Annotated in this window: 16 protein-coding genes; 6 read left to right on the top strand and 10 right to left on the bottom strand. The window is 42.1% G+C overall.

The annotated features are described in order from the left end of the window. Positions 1 to 19 precede the first annotated feature (19 nt). The 7 genes from thrB to nadA form a co-directional block, all read right to left on the bottom strand. Entirely contained in the window at positions 20 to 901 is an 882-nt protein-coding gene (gene thrB / locus IMZ28_RS02195) for a homoserine kinase (RefSeq protein ID WP_197549012.1), read from the bottom strand. A gap of 15 nt (positions 902 to 916) precedes the next feature. Continuing rightward, positions 917 to 1,384 carry a hypothetical protein gene (locus IMZ28_RS02190; protein ID WP_197549011.1) on the bottom strand — a complete coding sequence of 156 codons (468 nt, stop codon included), beginning with the start codon at positions 1,382 to 1,384 and terminating at the stop codon, positions 917 to 919. Next, on the bottom strand, positions 1,365 to 2,249 hold the full coding sequence (gene lpxC, locus IMZ28_RS02185; RefSeq protein WP_197549010.1) for a UDP-3-O-acyl-N-acetylglucosamine deacetylase: 885 nt from the start codon (positions 2,247 to 2,249) through the stop codon (positions 1,365 to 1,367). Before lpxC ends, IMZ28_RS02190 begins: the two co-directional genes overlap by 20 nt. 88 nt (positions 2,250 to 2,337) lie before the next feature. After that, complete coding sequence (gene pgp6, locus IMZ28_RS02180; RefSeq protein ID WP_197549009.1) at positions 2,338 to 3,753, bottom strand: peptidoglycan metallopeptidase Pgp6; 1,416 nt, start codon at positions 3,751 to 3,753, stop codon at positions 2,338 to 2,340. Continuing rightward, complete coding sequence (locus IMZ28_RS02175; protein ID WP_232087499.1) at positions 3,737 to 4,723, bottom strand: DHH family phosphoesterase; 987 nt, start codon at positions 4,721 to 4,723, stop codon at positions 3,737 to 3,739. The genes pgp6 and IMZ28_RS02175 overlap by 17 nt, the downstream gene beginning before the upstream one ends. A 12-nt stretch (positions 4,724 to 4,735) precedes the next feature. Beyond that, positions 4,736 to 5,554, bottom strand: a complete 819-nt coding sequence (nadC, locus tag IMZ28_RS02170) for a carboxylating nicotinate-nucleotide diphosphorylase (RefSeq protein WP_197549008.1) — start codon at positions 5,552 to 5,554, stop codon at positions 4,736 to 4,738. Positions 5,555 to 5,628: 74 nt separating this feature from the next. Then, a complete protein-coding gene (nadA, locus tag IMZ28_RS02165) occupies positions 5,629 to 6,624 on the bottom strand; it encodes a quinolinate synthase NadA (protein WP_197549007.1) in 996 nt (331 codons plus the stop codon). A 79-nt stretch (positions 6,625 to 6,703) separates the two neighbouring features. Between nadA and plsY the strand changes: the two genes are divergently transcribed. From plsY to IMZ28_RS02140, 5 genes are all read left to right on the top strand, one after another. Continuing rightward, on the top strand, positions 6,704 to 7,327 hold the full coding sequence (gene plsY, locus IMZ28_RS02160; RefSeq protein ID WP_197549006.1) for a glycerol-3-phosphate 1-O-acyltransferase PlsY: 624 nt from the start codon (positions 6,704 to 6,706) through the stop codon (positions 7,325 to 7,327). 1 nt (position 7,328) lies between these two features. Next, entirely contained in the window at positions 7,329 to 7,655 is a 327-nt protein-coding gene (locus tag IMZ28_RS02155) for a dihydroneopterin aldolase (RefSeq protein WP_197549004.1), read from the top strand. A gap of 106 nt (positions 7,656 to 7,761) precedes the next feature. After that, complete coding sequence (gene hsrA, locus IMZ28_RS02150) at positions 7,762 to 8,439, top strand: homeostatic response regulator transcription factor HsrA (protein WP_197549003.1); 678 nt, start codon at positions 7,762 to 7,764, stop codon at positions 8,437 to 8,439. 147 nt (positions 8,440 to 8,586) lie between these two features. Beyond that, entirely contained in the window at positions 8,587 to 8,838 is a 252-nt protein-coding gene (locus IMZ28_RS02145) for a YfhL family 4Fe-4S dicluster ferredoxin (RefSeq protein WP_197549002.1), read from the top strand. Positions 8,839 to 8,846: 8 nt separating this feature from the next. After that, a complete protein-coding gene (locus IMZ28_RS02140; RefSeq protein WP_197549001.1) occupies positions 8,847 to 10,370 on the top strand; it encodes a Ppx/GppA phosphatase family protein in 1,524 nt (507 codons plus the stop codon). A 74-nt stretch (positions 10,371 to 10,444) separates the two neighbouring features. On the opposite strand, the gene bamA is transcribed toward IMZ28_RS02140, so the two are convergent. Continuing rightward, positions 10,445 to 12,718, bottom strand: coding sequence for an outer membrane protein assembly factor BamA (gene bamA / locus IMZ28_RS02135; RefSeq protein WP_197549000.1), 2,274 nt, complete (start codon positions 12,716 to 12,718; stop codon positions 10,445 to 10,447). 134 nt (positions 12,719 to 12,852) lie between these two features. On the opposite strand from bamA, the gene IMZ28_RS02130 reads away from it, so the two are divergent. Then, complete coding sequence (locus tag IMZ28_RS02130) at positions 12,853 to 13,692, top strand: prephenate dehydrogenase (protein ID WP_197548999.1); 840 nt, start codon at positions 12,853 to 12,855, stop codon at positions 13,690 to 13,692. A 58-nt stretch (positions 13,693 to 13,750) separates the two neighbouring features. Here IMZ28_RS02130 and IMZ28_RS02125 read toward each other — a convergent pair whose 3' ends face one another. Next, positions 13,751 to 15,301, bottom strand: coding sequence for a BatD family protein (locus IMZ28_RS02125; RefSeq protein WP_197548998.1), 1,551 nt, complete (start codon positions 15,299 to 15,301; stop codon positions 13,751 to 13,753). Positions 15,302 to 15,329: 28 nt separating this feature from the next. Then, positions 15,330 to 16,163: a tetratricopeptide repeat protein gene (locus IMZ28_RS02120; RefSeq protein WP_197548997.1), complete on the bottom strand. Its 834-nt coding sequence runs from the start codon at positions 16,161 to 16,163 to the stop codon at positions 15,330 to 15,332. Between the last annotated feature and the right edge of the window lie 7 nt (positions 16,164 to 16,170).

The raw sequence follows: 16,170 nt of genomic DNA, 5'->3' as shown, positions 1-16,170 counted from the left end.
AAGAGATTAAGAGCTCTGCTTAGCTCTTAACCATTACCCCATTGTTGTCCAAAGCAAGGGTAAAGACCCGGAACTGAGGAAAACGGGATTGCAGTGCACTATGGATCTTTTGGGCATCTTTTTCATACACAAGATTAAAAAATGTCGATCCCGATCCGGAAAGTGTGCTCATTACTGCACCATGTTTAAGAGCTGTTTTCTGTACTTCAAAAAGCTCCGGCATCATTTTCATACGACGCGCCTGATGTAACTTATCCTTTGATGCTATACGGAGCAGATCCCATGATTCACTCATAAAAAGTGCTGTCATATAGGCTGCCCGTGAAAGAGAATATACAGTCTCCTCCTTGCGGTACATTTTTGGAAGTACCGTACGTGACTTGGCTGTAGAGATAGTACGGTTTGGCACCACCACTACTGCATTGAGGTAATCCGGAAGCCGTCTCTTTTTACTGTAGACTCTGTCCCCTTCTACACATGCGACATTGAAACCGCCCATAACGGCAGGAGTAATATTGTCCGGATGATGCTCATAACGCAAAGCCTGGTTGAGTATTTCACGTTTATTATAGCGTACACCTGCTGTTGTATATGCTGCACTTAGTGCTGCGACAATTACTGCAGACGAGCTTCCAAGACCGCGTGAGATCGGTATGCGATTATGAAATTCAAACCTGAAATTGTCTGTACGGCCTGTCAAACGCTTATAGTTTTCATTAAAAATACTTAAAAAGAGGGTATTCTTTTTGATCTTCGGATTATCTGAACCCTCTCCATGTGTAGAGATGCTCAAAAATTTGGAGGGTTTGATAATGATCTCGTTTCTCAGATCGACTGCAAGACCAAGGGTATCAAAACCCGGTCCAAGGTTCGCCGATGTGGCTGGTACGCTTACAAACATAAATATCTTCTTCCGTTAAACAGCCGGCAACATATACTCAGGGGTTGATTCTTCATCTATTTCAAGATCATGAATACTGTGGGGCAGCATAAAACTGGTACTGACCGGCTCTTCAAATTTTTTTGTAATTATAGTCTCTTTTTCCTTGATAAAATAGAGGTTTCCGACCGCTTTGACAGGTTGGCCCCCATTTAAAGCAAAAGCACTGCACCCCAGGCAACGTATACCCTCTACTATCTCAATTGTTTTGAGCATAATGTAGGTCAGCTTGATTGCCATATACGATCCCGGTCCTCGTGTATAGACAATCTGTTTCACATGATATGTTTCAAGCAGCTCGGTGATCAAAGGGAGAAGAATCTCAGATGTTTTCAGCGTACTTTTCCGCTCGTCTATTAGAACCCCCTCTTCATACACCCCGATCTGGAGAGGTGAAGCTACGGAAAGGATCAGCAGTGTGATATCATGCGAAGCTTTTTGCAAAGGCTCTGCTTTGTAGGGCTTCCACAGCCACAAGTTCATAGTTCCTGCTGTCTGAGAGCAGTTTTGAGGTGAGTTTGTAGTTCAGGTCATGACTGCCGGCAAAAGAGTCATACTGAGCCAATATATTATGTCCTGTAACCATCATGTCTCCCATTGCATCAAGAATCTTATGTCTGGCAAATTCATTTTCAAAACGCAGACCTTCAGGGTTAAGTACTTTGTGGTCATCAAGCCCGATAGCATTTTGCAAACTGGCACCGAGTGCAAGATTCTGACTTTGCAAATATTGAATATCTTTGGCAAAACCAAATGTTCTTGCCCTTGCGATTTCATCGATAAAGCTGTGCGTACCAAAGCCAAAAGTATGGTCCTGTTCACCGATAACAGGGTGGTCAAACTTTATCTTAAAATCAAATCCGGCACTCTGACTTGGTGAGAGACGGACAAACTTTTCCCCCTCCTCTACCTCAACTACCTGTTTCACCCGTATTATCTTTTTAGGTGCTTCCTGCCGGGCAATACCTGCTTCATCCAAAAGCAGACAGAATGAAATGGCAGAACCATCCATGATCGGCATTTCATTGCCATTGACAACAACACGCAGATTGTCAATACCGTAAGCATATAATGCGGAGAGAAAATGCTCGATCGTAGAGATAAACCCCTTGTCACTTCCAATGACTGTTGCCATACGGGTATCGATAACCGATGCAGGAGAGAGAGGGATGGAAAAAGCCAGATCTTCACGATAAAAAACAATCCCGGCATCTACATCGAGCGGCTCAAGGCGCAACTTGATCGGCTCACCTTTATGCAGACCGATACCGATGACTTCAACCGGTTTTTTGATGGTTCGTTGCTGCATTACTCTCCTTTTCAAAATTTCATAATTATACTATAAAACATTACTAATTACAATCATACGCTTTTTATGTGAACTGTTTGTGAAGTACTTACCTGTTTTTTTGGGTTTTGTCTGTTTTCTTTGTAACTGCCGGGGAAATAATATTGTCCGCTTCTTTAAAAACATTGTCAATAAACTTCGTGATCCACTTTTGGTCAAACCACTCAACAGGACGTACCTCAATTCCCTGTATCACAATACCAAAGTGTAAATGGTCACCCAATGCAAGTCCTGTCATACCGGTCTTTGCTATAACTTGTCCCGCCTGCACCTCGTCACCCTCTTTGACCAAAAGCTGTGAACAGTGTCCATAAAGAGTGAAAAGCCCCAATCCGTGATCAATCATTGGCATATTCCCATAGATCCCGTTCTCATCAGCAAAGACCACTTTCCCCGGATTGGAAGAGACTATATCAGCCATCTTGGTACTTGCCAGGTCATATCCGACATGGTAGGATTCTGAGACAACATGATCCTTATCATTATAATAATAGTAACGATGGTCACCGTAGCTTGCCACTTTCTTACCATTCTTAAGCGGATAGAACTTCTTCATTTTCCAGGAGTCGATCAACTCGTCAGAAACATGTTCACTCAGCTTATGGATCAACGCTTCATTTTTCAGACGCATTGTCTCATTGATTACTTTGAGTTTTTCAAGCTTGTTATCAATATTTGCATATTCGGGATCACTGGATGCCAGATCAGTGATCTTCCCCTCTATGAATTTGTCAGTTGCATGAATTTTGGATACTTTATATTTTGGATTCCCGTGATAGAAAGGGATATGCGTTTCACGCCTGTTCCCTGCCAGGTCTGTTGCAACAATTTTCGCATCAAACCCCTCATCCGTAAACGGCCAGGCGATCAAGGCTGCATAGTAGCCTTCTTTTTTATAAGGCTGAGCCTTGAACTTATGTCTGTTCGCCATAATATACAAGGTATCAAGATTTTCATCTTCTGCCTGAAAGACAACCAATGCACTTCCCCCCTGATTGATCATACGGGAGTTGGCAATCACATTGACATTAGGACGTTTGGTGTCTATTTTAATATCAATAGTTTTACTGGCACTGTTCCCCTCAAACATATTCCACATACTGTTGTCTGTCACCGCTATCTTCAGACTGAAATGTTTGGACTTGTGATCCAGTACTTTGCTCTTTTTGGGGTACTTTACCAAAAGAGTCTGCTCTTTGGGATTCCCCTCTATTTGTCCCTGTCCTATAAGAACAGCTTTTTTACCATCACTCAGAATAAGTTTGTAACTTCCCAGACCGACATTGTCACTGAGCTGAATACGAATAGGAGATTTTCTGTCCCAAAAAAGTTGGTCAACACTCTCTATCATCGGTTTTTCTCTCTCAAACTCCGGTGCAGTATAGATGTAACCTATACCTACTGCTGCTCCTATCAGCAACAGTAGAAAAATCAATCCGCCTCTGCTTCTATTTCTCTTTGCCATCTATCAACCCTAATATGGAAATTTTCTCTAAAATTGTATCAATAATTTCTTGTGTTTGCATATGCACCAGAGTAAAGCCCGCTGCTACCTTGTGTCCTCCGCCTCCAAATGCTGCCGCAACTTTTGAAACATCAGCCCCTTTACTTCGCAAAGATATTCGTACACTGCCATCTGCCAGAGCGATGACCAGTACAGCTACCTCCACAGTTGCAAGAGAGCGTGCATAGTCGACAATTCCATCCATATCAGGCATTGTCGCTCCCGTTGCATCAATATCTTCAGGTGTGATCGTCAGCACTGCAATCTTCCCCTCAAAATAGAGCGTTAACGAGTGCAGTGCACGCTCCAACATACGTAAAGAAGCCAGTGAACGCCTCTGTGTGAAGTTGGCAGCAACCTCAGCAGGATCTACTCCAAGAGCAACCATTTCTGCGGCTACCTTGAAAACTTCATGGTTGACCGAAGAGGTAGTAAAATAGCGGGTATCGGAAAGCAATGCCGTATAAAAGCAGACTACACTTGAGGGGGTTGGGGTATAGATCTTTTCAAACAGACGATAAGCCACCTGGGAGGCAGATGCATACTCCGGGATCACTACATTGACCGTTCCATAGTATGTATTACTGAAGTGATGATCGATATTTATGATCTCACGTTCTGAGATTTCAAATCCGAAACGATCGATAGTACCACCATCACACGTAATGACCAGACTCTCATCAAAATCCATCCTGGGCTTGATTTTATTGAAAGAGGGAAGAAAATCGAGATAAAGAGGAATCTCCTTTGATGCATTGACAATCTCGATGCGTTTGTTTGTATATTGTTTCAAAAGGTTAAATATCCCCAGTCCCGTTCCAAGCGTATCCGGATCAGGATTCAGATGTGTCAAAATGGTGATGGCCCCTGCCGCTTGTATCTTTTGTGCAACCTGGTGAACGGGAAGGTCGATATTAAAACTGCTTTCCACTATTCTATCTTTCTACTCTATCTTCATGGAAAGATCGAGCCAGTTCGCCTGGTGAATGATCGATCCGGAGCTGATCGCGTCTACACCGGTCTGGGCTATCACTTTGATCGTATCAAGTGTCACATTACCGCTGGCTTCCAACAAAATATGGGGGTAGTTTGTATTTCTGAATTCAACCACCTCTGCAATCTCTTCAATGGACATATTATCACACATCACAATGTCCGCACCTGCTTTCATGGCACGCTTGACCATCTCCAGAGTCTCGCACTCGATCTCTACTTTGGAAGTAAAAGGGATCTTTTGACGTACTTCTGACATAAACGTATCCAGGTCATCGATGGTCTTAAGGTGTGTATCTTTAAGCATTAGACAGTCATCCAGCCCCATACGGTGATTGATCCCGCCACCACAGCGTACCGCATACTTCTCAAAAGCACGGAGCAAAGGACGAGTTTTACGCGTATCAAGCAGTTTTACCCCTGTTCCTTCAATCGCCTCGACATATCTGAATGTCAATGTTGCAATAGAGCTTGCATGCAATATAATATCAAGGATGGAACGCTCCAAAGAGAGAAGTATTTTGGAGTCGCCTGTTATAAATAGCAGTTTTTTCCCTGACTTGAACGATTCACCGTCTTTTACTTCCCAGATCAACGAAAGATCATACATCTTGGCCAAAACATCAACATACTCACGTCCGGCAAATACCCCGTCACTTTTGGCAACAACATACGCACGGACTTCCCTGCTTTTGCTGATACGGGTAAAAAGATCTCCCCGACCCACATCTTCAGCTACCACTGCTTTAACAAATTCTTCTTTTAACATACTTAATTCCTTGAATGGCGTGTTACGCTTTACCAATTGCTCCAATGTTTTCGCAGCACGCAGCATATATCACACTATTTAATTTCCAGCATTCTTTCCAGTGCCAGGTTGGCATATTTTACTGTATGCTCATCGATATGAATCTCATTCATCGGCTTGCCCTCTTCGATCGATTTAAGCGTATTGTAAAGATCTTCCAGTGTTGTCTCGTTCATCGTAGGGCACTCAGGTTTGGTGGAAGAGAGTACATATGTATTCTTCTGTCTCATGCGGTTGACAAGATTGTATTCTGTTCCAATGGCCACTTTCTGCTCCGGATCAAGTTCATTGACATACTTGATCAGTTGAGACGTCGAACCGACAAAGTCTGCTGCCTGTACTACACTTGGATCGCATTCAGGGTGCACAGCTATCTTGATATCCGGGTATTTGTTTCTGTAGAACGCAACATCATCCACCGTAAAGAGCTGATGAACAGAACAGAAGCCGTTGAAACAGATCACATCCGCCTCTTTGGGATCACACTCCCCCACACCAATCACACATGATTTCAGCCCCATACTGTTGGCAAAGTTCTGTCCCAGACACCTGTCAGGCACAAAAAGAATTTTTTTACCGCTTTCAAGCCCTTTTTCTATGATCTTATACGCATTGGAAGAGGTACAGACCAGCCCGCCCATTTCACCTACTTTCGCTTTGACCGTCGCATCGGAGTTAATATAGGTGATAGGCAGTATATCTTCTTTTGGGATCCCATGCTCGATCATATAGTTTACCGAGTCATCAAAAAAACTTCCATCGATCATCCGCGCCATTGCACAACAGGCGATCTTTGGCATCAATACACGCTTCTCAGGTGCGATCACTTTGACACTCTGCCCCATAAAACCAACACCACAGAAAACCACCCATGGGTTATTGTCAGCTTTACAACGGCGTGCCAACTCCAGGGAGTCTCCGATAATATCAGCCATCTCAAAAACCTCGTCGCGCTGATAATAGTGTGCGACAACCGTAACATCGAGTTCTCTCTTGAGTCTTTCTATTTCTGCTTTATAATCAATACTCATACCATATCCTTATAGAATCTGGCTATTTTAGCAAAATTCGGATAAAATTGCACTACCAAATTTTTTTCACGGATATGACATGGACATTTTCAATCAGAATATATTACTTTATCTCTCAGCTTATCTTCTTTCAGGTATTCCTTTCGGGTATCTTTTGGCTAAGCAGTTTGCCGGTGTTGACATCAAACATGCCGGAAGCGGAAATATTGGAGCTACCAACGTGCTGCGGGTAGTCAAAGAAAAAGACCCTGCACTGGCTAAAAAACTGGGTGCTGCAACACTCTTTCTTGATGCCATCAAAGGAATGGTCGTACTTTTTGCCGCAATGATGCTCGATGCACCGGAAAGTACACTCTGGACAATTGCCGTATTGGCTGTTGTTGGACACTGTTTCTCTGCATTTCTTGCATTTGAAGGAGGTAAAGGGGTTGCCACTGGATTTGGCGTCCTGCTTGTGATGATGCCAATCCCTTCCCTCATCGCCATTGGTGTCTGGCTTGGAGCAAGCAAAGGGTTGAAGATCTCTTCTCTCTCCTCTCTCATCGGACTTGCTGCACTGCTTGTCGCCTCCTATATTATTTATCCTGAAGTGCCGGGGATCGGCTCCCACTCGCCAATCTGGATTATTGCCATGATCATTTTTTATAAACATATCCCCAATATTATCCGTCTGATCAATAAAGAAGAGGGCAAAGTAGTATAAAATGACGATCCATATCGAAGCCCTTGCCTTTGATGCTATCATCGGACTGCTTGACTTTGAACAGGAGCGTCCGCAACGAGTAGTTGTAGATCTTAAAGCAGGTTATGACTATATACCTGGCGAATTCATCGATTATGCCGATCTTGCAACACTTATTATGGAAAAAGTAAAACAGGCACATTATAAACTGCTTGAGGATGCCCTTTTGGAGCTGGAAACACTGATTCTCTCTACCTACCCTCAGATCACCTCTCTATATTTGAAGATCAGTAAACCTGATATCCTGAACAACGGAACTGTTGCACTTAGTCACCAGTGGAATTACTGATCCTGTTTCACTCAACCGCTCATTCTCTTCAATTGGATTAAAAAAACTTTCAGAATGCTCCATTTTATGTTATAATTTAAACATAACTTAAAAAAAGGGTACACGAATGAGAATACTGATCATGGAAAATGATGTACAAATGAGTGATGCGCTCTCAAACCTTCTAAGTGAACACAACTATCAGTGTGATGTAGCTGAAAGTGTTGGTGATGCTAAATACTATCTTGATATCCGAAACTATGACCTCGTGCTCTTGGGATGGCCGGCAGGTACACCTTCAAGCAGCCTCAACGTCATTGGAGAGATCAAAAAAAATGCACATAAAACCTCTGTGATCGTAATCTCGGAACGTCTGGATAAAGAGAGTGAGATCGATGCACTCCGCTCTGGTGCAGATGACTTTATTCGTAAACCGATCGATGAAGAGATACTTCTTGTCCGTATCGAAGCAAAACTCCGCTTTGGAGCCTCAAATATCATTGAGATCGAAGAGCTGATCATCAATCCTGAAGAGGAGAAGATCATCTATCAGGGGAATGAAATCGAACTGAAAGGAAAACCTTTCGAAGTACTTACACATTTAGCGATGCATAAAGACCAGATAGTCTCAAAAGAACAGCTTCTTGATGCCATCTGGGAAGAGCCGGAACTTGTTACTCCCAATGTCATTGAAGTTGCGATCAACCAGATCCGACAAAAAATGGATAAACCACTTGACATCACCACTATTGAAACTGTACGTCGCCGAGGCTATCGTTTCTGCTTTCCCAAAAAAATTGGTTAATTCTTTCTCTTTCCCCCCCTAAGAACTGGGCACTTCTGCCCAGCATTTTCAAAAAAAACATATATTTGGCAGATGGAGTAATATTTTAAATAAAGCATAAGCTTTGTTGAGTTATAACACGTATAAATTAACTTAACCGAGGAAATTATGGCACTATTAATAACTGATGAATGTATTGCTTGTGACGCATGTAGAGAAGAGTGTCCGAATGAAGCCATTGAAGAGAATGATCCGGTCTATATTATTGATCCGGACAGATGTACTGAATGTGTAGGACACTTTGATGAACCACAGTGTATCGCTGTCTGTCCTGTAGACTGTATCATTTCCGATCCGGACAATGTAGAGAATATTGACGAACTGAAATTCAAATTTGAAAAACTCCAGGAAGAGGAGTAGTTTCTTCCATGGCAAAACGAACCGCGATCATCGATATCGGTTCGAATTCAGCCAGACTGGTCATTTTTGAGAAAACCAGCCGTTACGGATTTCATCTTATCTGTGAACAAAAATCCAAGGTTCGTATAGGTGAAGGTGCCTACGAACAGAATGGCTATCTTCAGCCTGCAGGCATCAGACGAGCTTTTCTTACACTTCAATCTTTTATGCATACCATAGAGAAATATCAAGCACACAAAACAATATGTGTTGCTACATCTGCACTGCGTGATGCACCAAACGGTGATATTTTTGTCAACTGGATCAAAAAAGAGCTTGGACTTTCCATCAAGATCATTGACGGAAAGAAAGAAGCAAACTACGGTGCTATTGCAACAAAAAACCTTCTGCCTGTCACGGATGCAGTCACCTTGGATATCGGTGGAGGATCCTCAGATATGGCCCTGATACAGAACGGACAGATTATTGATACCTATTCTCTGAATTTGGGTACGGTCAGACTTAAAGAACTCTTTTTTGATAAAGAGAACTCCCGTAAAGAGGCACACAGAAAAGCAAAAATATATATTGAAAATGCACTTGAGGATATTCCCGAACACTTTCACACTCCTCTGGTAATTGGTATTGGAGGTACTGCCAGGACTTTAAGCAAAGGAATTATGAAAAAAACAGATTACCCTCTTGATAAACTGCATGCATTCAGTTATGAGGTTGATGCATTCAAAGCCTACTTCAATGACATTACCTTCTCCAGTGCAAAAGGTTTAAAAAAATTCAACCTGAAGAAAAACCGCTACGATACTATTAGAGAAGGGACTCTGATCTGGAAGTCAATACTTAAACATCTTGGTGCCCAAAAAGTTATTACCAGTGCTGTAGGAGTAAGAGAAGGTGTATTTTTGGAACAGTCACTCAAACAGGATAATCTTACCTTTCCAAAAGGAATAAACCCTAGTATCACCTCCCTTCTTGACCGTTTCAAACCTTATGTCAACATTGAATCAAAAAAAAAGAACAAACGCAGGATAGGAACCAACCTCTATACGGTTCTACAGGTAGAAATACAAGACAAAAAATGCTATCAGCGTGAATTGCAATGGGCCTTGAAGCTCTCTAATATCGGAACAACCCTCACAATCTACAAATCACACCAACATGCCTTTTATATCGCACTACAGGAGCTTAATTACGGCTTTACACATCAAGAGATACTACTCGTCTCACTGCTGCTTAGAATGCATGGGAAGGAGCTGCTTCACAAACCGCTTTTCAAAAGTTTCGAGTCTTTCCTGCCCCCTAAACAGACCCTCCTCTGGCTTAGCTTCATCTATACACTTACCGTACTGCTGCATGAAGCTTCGAACAGTGCAACAATAACATTTGAATACGCTAACCGTACACTGCGTATCTTTTCTGACAAACCGCTCTATCTTGCAAAAGAGAAGATAAAAATGCTGGAAAAACCCATACCTCTTGCGGTGATCATCGAAGATGAAGAGAGGCTGCCGAAGTGTAAAGAACTTGGAATATAAGCAGGTAGCAGGTAGCAGGTAGCAGGTAGCAGGTAGCAATTATTTGCTACGCTTTCTTAATTGCTCCTTGCTACTTAGAATTTCGTTCCCATGGAGAATTCAAATACAGATGTTCTGTCATCTGCTTCCGGATCCAGCGCCTGTGCAAAAACAAGGTTAATAGGTCCGAACCCTGACTGCCACTCTATCACAGCACCGGCAGATGATCGTTGTATCTCATTGAAATCATCTTCACCTATCATCCCATAATCATAGAAAAATGCTAATCTCATCTTTGCTGCTTCGGAAAGAGGTATACTTGCCTCTATACTTGTAGAGAAGCGCTGTGTTCCTCCCATTCGGTCTCCGTTACTGTCCAAAGGTGAAAGTGAATAGGGGTCATAGCCTCTTACGCTTCCTATACCTCCCATAAAAAGTTTTTCACCAATTGGAAGTTTCTCTCCGTCACCGGAACTTATTGTGGTCAATCTCGCTTTAAGACGTAATATCAGATCATAATCGATCCAGTCACTTACCCCGTAATACAAACCAAGTTTTGCATTTGTTTTGATAAATGTCCCGTAACCATTCGGATAGACTGCCAATTCACTGGCATTCAGATCTCCGCTTAAACTGGCATATTCAACATTCACCGCTGCTATCATCCCCTCTCTTGGTGTATAATAGTCATCTGTATTATCAAACTTGATACTTGTCAAAAGAGAGGTTTTCTTGTATTGATCTGCATAAAGATAGGTATCGTAGATCGTTATATTCTCATCTTGGTTGATGGTGGACTTATTATCTACATACCCTATTCCTACCGATGCATAAAGATGTCTGAAGAACTGTCTTCCTAAACTTAAAGACCCTCCTAACTGATCCTGTGTATAATCTATATATTCATACTCTTTTTTATAAAGACTGAAGCCCAGACTGTACATACTGTCCCATATTTTGGGATTGGTGAAGGAAACATTGTAATTAACAGATATCTTTGAGATATCAAAACCAAAACTTGTATTTATGCCTGATCCAAAAATATTTTTATCCGAAATACTTGCATTGAGCATAAGTCCTTCATAACTTCCGTATCCGCCTCCTAAAGAGATCGTTCCTGTTGACGCTTCCTTAACTTTGACCAAAAGATCGATCTCATCTTCCGAGACTCTTTGGGTCTGAATATCTATATTTTCAAAGAACCCTGTTCTTCCCAATGCATTTTTACTGTCTTTTAGATCAGTCGCACTGTAAAGGTCTCCCGGTGCAAGATAGATATAACGGCGGATAACCCTGTCTTTGGTTGTATCATTTCCCGAAATCAATACATCATGAATACGTACTTTTTTACCCGGATGTACCACATACTGGAGGTTGACTACTTTTGCAGCTTCATCTTTACGCATCTGTGGAGAGACTTTCGTATAGGCATAACCAAGGTCACTTACCCTGTTTTTGATCATCTCTATATCTTGACGCATCTTTTTGATGTTGAAGACTCTTCCTTTTTTAAGCTTCAGTTCGGAAAGCAGCTCCTCTGTACTCACACCCTTGACATTCTGGGAAATAGTGATATCACCCACACGGTATTGCGGACCTTCTTTGATCTGGTAGTCAATCTCTGCCGTATAGGAGCTGTAATCCACACGCATCAACGGTTTACTGACTTCTGCATCAAGGTAACCGTATTGCATATAGGTCTCTTTCAGTCTGTAAGCATCGTATTCAAGCTGATCGACCTTCACCTCACCACTGTTGAGGAAAGGAATCCATCCCAGAAAGTCTTCCTCTTTATTGACGAGATCACGTTCCAGATCACTTTCACTTAAAGCTTTGGCACCTCTGAAATTGATCTTCTTGATCTTGATTTTTTCTCCCTTGTTGACATCGAAAACAATGGAAACAGCACTCTCTCCAACAGGTGTTTTTGTCACCTCGACCACAGAATCATAGTTCCCCTGGCTCTGTAGCCGCTCAATCAAAAGTTTCCTGGCTTTTTCTACACGCCTCTCATCATAAAGGTCACCTCTCTTCAAGCCGATACTCTTCAGCAGCTTCTCTCCCTCATCACCCGAACCGAACCCTTTGATCTCCACATTGGCTATTGCAGGTTTCTCTTTGAAGTGATAGATTAGTGTACGACCTTCTCTCTCTACCCATACATCTTCAAAATACCCCTGATTGAAAAAGTTGACAATAGACTGATTGATCTTTTCGATATTCATCTCATCACCGACTCGCAGACCGGCTACTTCGAGTGCTACTGAAGGAGAGAGGTGATGAAGTCCTTCAAATTTAATCTGTGAGATCTTTTGTGCAAGAAGAAGGGAGCCTATCAGCATCCATGAGAGTACAATTTTTTTGATCATAGAGTCACCTTGAAATAATTTGCATAAATTCTATCGTTTTTTCAATAAGAGGCATATGAAAAAATGCTATAATCCGTAAAACGGATACTAGACCGGTACTTACCGGATATCCATTCTAAAAAAGAGGGAAAACAATGGCAGTAAAGCAGATCGGGATTATCGGACTGGGACTGATGGGAGGTTCCCTCTCTCTCGCACTCAAAAAAACACCGACACCCTACTGTTTTATCGGACTTGACCATAATCCTGTACACTGTACCCAGGCACTTGAGCTTGGACTTGTTGACCAGATCGTTGATTCTCTCGATGCAATCAGTCACTGTGATATCATCTTTCTAACCATTCCCGTAGACGGTATCATTACAGTTGCACAACAGCTCAATCCAACCAATCCGGAATGTACTGTCATCGATCTTGGAAGTACCAAAGCAAAGATCTCTGAAGGCATTCCGCAGGAAAGACGTCACTTTTTCGTAACAGCACATCCAATGACAGGGACGGAAAAGTTCGGTCCGACTGCTGCACTTCCGGATCTTTATGAAGACAAGGTCGTGGTGCTCTGTGACCTTGAAAAAAGTGGAAAGCATCAGCAGGAGACAGCAAAACAGCTCTTTACCGAAATAGGAATGAAACTTGTCTTTATGGGCGCAAAAGAGCATGACAGACATGCAGCATTCATCTCCCATATGCCCCATGCTCTGAGCTATGCCCTTGCCAATGCTGTTATGAGACAGGAGGACCCTGAAAGCATCGTTGCCCTTGCAGGCGGGGGATTCAGAGACATGAGTCGTATTGCCAAATCTTCACCCAATATGTGGGAGGATATCTTCAGACAGAACAAAACCAACCTGATCGAAGCAATTGAGTTCTTTCAAAAAGAGTTGGCACAATGCAAAAGAATGGTTGAGAAAGAAGAGTGGGAAGCACTGAACCATTGGATGAAAGAAGCCAATACGCTGCATGATATCCTCTAAGCAACAGGTGATTTTATACAGATCCCCACTTTCCTGAACTCTCCGATTTCTTCAGCATTTACACACCCCTATACTTTTCTACCAATGCTCTGAGTTCTTTTTTGTCAATAACAACACTTTTATCACCGTTTTTTCTGGCATAGAGTCTGCGTACCATCATTTCCGCTTCAGGATCCTCACTCATATGCCCATAAAGTATCTTCAGTGCCTCTGATTCTTTAAAAGGACTTGGAGTATGCTTCCAGCGGACCAAACGCAACAGATACATGGTGACCATCCCTGCCAGAAATGCCAAAATGACCATCCACCAGGCAGTCTGTACAACTTCTGTTTTTTTTATCCCGGCACTCTCATTCGTCACTTTAGAGAGATTTAAATTAGTCTGTATCTCACCATTTTGATCCTTTTTCCCTGATGCTGTCTGCATAGCAGATGCACTATTTTTCATCGTTTCAATATGAATAGTGTATCCCGGTATCTTAAGCTGTCTGACCTCTTTTTTCTTCGGATCATAGGAAGTCAACTGACGCGCAGGGATCTCAAAATCATGATCTGATATAAAAACGAACTTCTTCACATAAGTACTTTTGAGCTTGTTGCCTATCACTTTGGTCGTTACTTCTGCATCATCACTGTAAACTGTTACCCCATCTATCTCATAATTGGGCATCTCATAGTCTTCCACACTGCCGTCACCTTCGATAGTCACCGTCAAATTGACAGGTTTATTCATCTTTGTTGTACTTTTGTCAATATGTGCTTCAATATGGAAGTCTCCTACCAGATCCGTATCCTGCGGTGCAGGCTTTACATCGATCTTCAAAGTATTGGAAGCAATCGACTTCCAGATTGTTCCGAAAAAACGTCCAAAGATATCCTGTCTGCTTGTATCAGCTATACCTATATTCGCTGCAGCAGGCTCTATGGTATAATGGCCCTCTTTCTGCGGTGTCAGGATATAGCGAAGTTCCGTAATACGGTGATCTCCTTGGACATAACGCTTCTCCTCTTCTACCTCCTTGACAAAAAACCCCTTGAAAGCAGGTCTGTTGTACTGCGGATTGTCAGAGAGCCTGACATCACTCCTTAAAGAGAAATAGACGGTAACAAGTAACGGTTCACCAACAATTACAGAGTGTTTGTCCGCCTTCATAGTCAATGAGAACTCTCCTGTACTCACGGAACTGGGGGCTGTAGACTTCACTACTTTTAGTGTAAGTGGCTCTGTTTGATACGTTTTTCCATCTATCTTCACCGTATAGGAGGGGATCTGCATATCTTTATTCGGTGTAAATGTCAAAATAAGGTTGGTTGTATGGGCAACCGTACTTTTACCGTTAATGATCTGTAATGAGGTTTGTTGTGTACGGCTTCTCCCCAGCACAGGAACATCTCCTATTGTCTTAATCTCAGGGAACTCTACACGGTCACCTTCAGCACTGATACGAAGTTGTACGGTATTGCCCTCTACCACTTCATTCTGTGAAAGTACTGCTTCTACGGATGCTGCCTGCAGAAGAGTGAATAGTGCATAATAAATCATAAATAGAGGGAGTATGCCTTTTTTCAAAAAGCTTTTATTAAATAGTTTGCTAAATAATTGTCTCATTTTCCATTCCTCATTCTTGGTTTTTCAACTACCATGGTCTGATCTCATTTCTCTCTTTTGGTTTTCCTGTACCCATCTGGTACATCATTGTCGGTGTTTTCTTCTGTCCCATCTTTTTGAGCAGGCGCTTCAGCTCTGCCTGTTTAATCTTCTCTTCTTTACTCATTTTTTTCTGCTCTTTAGGCTGCGAAGAAGCTTCATTCCCTTTTTTGTTCTGAGGTTTTTTCTCTTTTTGGGAGTCTGATTTATTCTTCTCTCCCTTTTTCTTTTCATCTTCTTTTTTCTTCTCACCCTTCTGTTTGTCATTCTGCTTCTTCTTGTTCTGATCTTTTTTATTCTTTTGGTCTTCATTCTGCTTGTGCTTTTGATTTTTATTCTTCTGCTGTTCGTTCTTTTTATGATCTTGATTCTTTTGATCTTTCTTCTTTTTTTGATCTTTGTTCTGTTTTTTTTGCTGCTGTTTCTTCTTCTGTTCCTGCTGTCTTTTTTTCTTCTTGGCAAGCTCAAGGTTAAATCGGGTATCTTTGTCCTCTTTAATCTTCAGAGCCTTCTCATACTCTTCTATGGCCTTATCCAGCTCATTTTTCATAAAATGAGCATTCCCCATATTGTGTAACCGCTGTGCTTCATCCACCCCTTCACCTTTGGCTTGCTCATAGGCTTTGAGTGCCGCATCATAGTTCTTCGACTTATAGTAGGCATTCCCCAGGTCATACTCCTTCTGAGGCACCTCTTTCTCCAGTTGGTTATAGAGTGCTGCACTTTTGGTATACTCTTTGGCTTCATATGCCTGTCTGGCTTCTTTTATAGTCTTGAAATCAGTAATGCCTGCCTGCAGACAAGTGAATAATGCATAATACATAATGCAT

This window comes from Sulfurovum indicum, from assembly GCF_014931715.1.
In the GTDB taxonomy this organism is placed as follows: domain Bacteria; phylum Campylobacterota; class Campylobacteria; order Campylobacterales; family Sulfurovaceae; genus Sulfurovum; species Sulfurovum indicum.
Note: the sequence above shows the minus strand (reverse complement) of the source record. Positions and strands in the feature narration are given on the sequence as shown.

What these genes read in the sequence shown, in the direction of transcription:
- thrB (WP_197549012.1), bottom strand. Translation starts at nt 901, where the DNA reads ATGTTTGTAAGCGTACCAGCCACATCGGCGAACCTTGGACCGGGTTTT.
- lpxC (WP_197549010.1), bottom strand. Translation starts at nt 2,249, where the DNA reads ATGCAGCAACGAACCATCAAAAAACCGGTTGAAGTCATCGGTATCGGT.
- pgp6 (WP_197549009.1), bottom strand. Translation starts at nt 3,753, where the DNA reads ATGGCAAAGAGAAATAGAAGCAGAGGCGGATTGATTTTTCTACTGTTG.
- nadC (WP_197549008.1), bottom strand. Translation starts at nt 5,554, where the DNA reads ATGTTAAAAGAAGAATTTGTTAAAGCAGTGGTAGCTGAAGATGTGGGT.
- nadA (WP_197549007.1), bottom strand. Translation starts at nt 6,624, where the DNA reads ATGAGTATTGATTATAAAGCAGAAATAGAAAGACTCAAGAGAGAACTC.
- plsY (WP_197549006.1), top strand. Translation starts at nt 6,704, where the DNA reads ATGGACATTTTCAATCAGAATATATTACTTTATCTCTCAGCTTATCTT.
- IMZ28_RS02155 (WP_197549004.1), top strand. Translation starts at nt 7,329, where the DNA reads ATGACGATCCATATCGAAGCCCTTGCCTTTGATGCTATCATCGGACTG.
- hsrA (WP_197549003.1), top strand. Translation starts at nt 7,762, where the DNA reads ATGAGAATACTGATCATGGAAAATGATGTACAAATGAGTGATGCGCTC.
- IMZ28_RS02145 (WP_197549002.1), top strand. Translation starts at nt 8,587, where the DNA reads ATGGCACTATTAATAACTGATGAATGTATTGCTTGTGACGCATGTAGA.
- IMZ28_RS02140 (WP_197549001.1), top strand. Translation starts at nt 8,847, where the DNA reads ATGGCAAAACGAACCGCGATCATCGATATCGGTTCGAATTCAGCCAGA.
- bamA (WP_197549000.1), bottom strand. Translation starts at nt 12,718, where the DNA reads ATGATCAAAAAAATTGTACTCTCATGGATGCTGATAGGCTCCCTTCTT.
- IMZ28_RS02130 (WP_197548999.1), top strand. Translation starts at nt 12,853, where the DNA reads ATGGCAGTAAAGCAGATCGGGATTATCGGACTGGGACTGATGGGAGGT.
- IMZ28_RS02125 (WP_197548998.1), bottom strand. Translation starts at nt 15,301, where the DNA reads ATGAGACAATTATTTAGCAAACTATTTAATAAAAGCTTTTTGAAAAAA.
- IMZ28_RS02120 (WP_197548997.1), bottom strand. Translation starts at nt 16,163, where the DNA reads ATGTATTATGCATTATTCACTTGTCTGCAGGCAGGCATTACTGATTTC.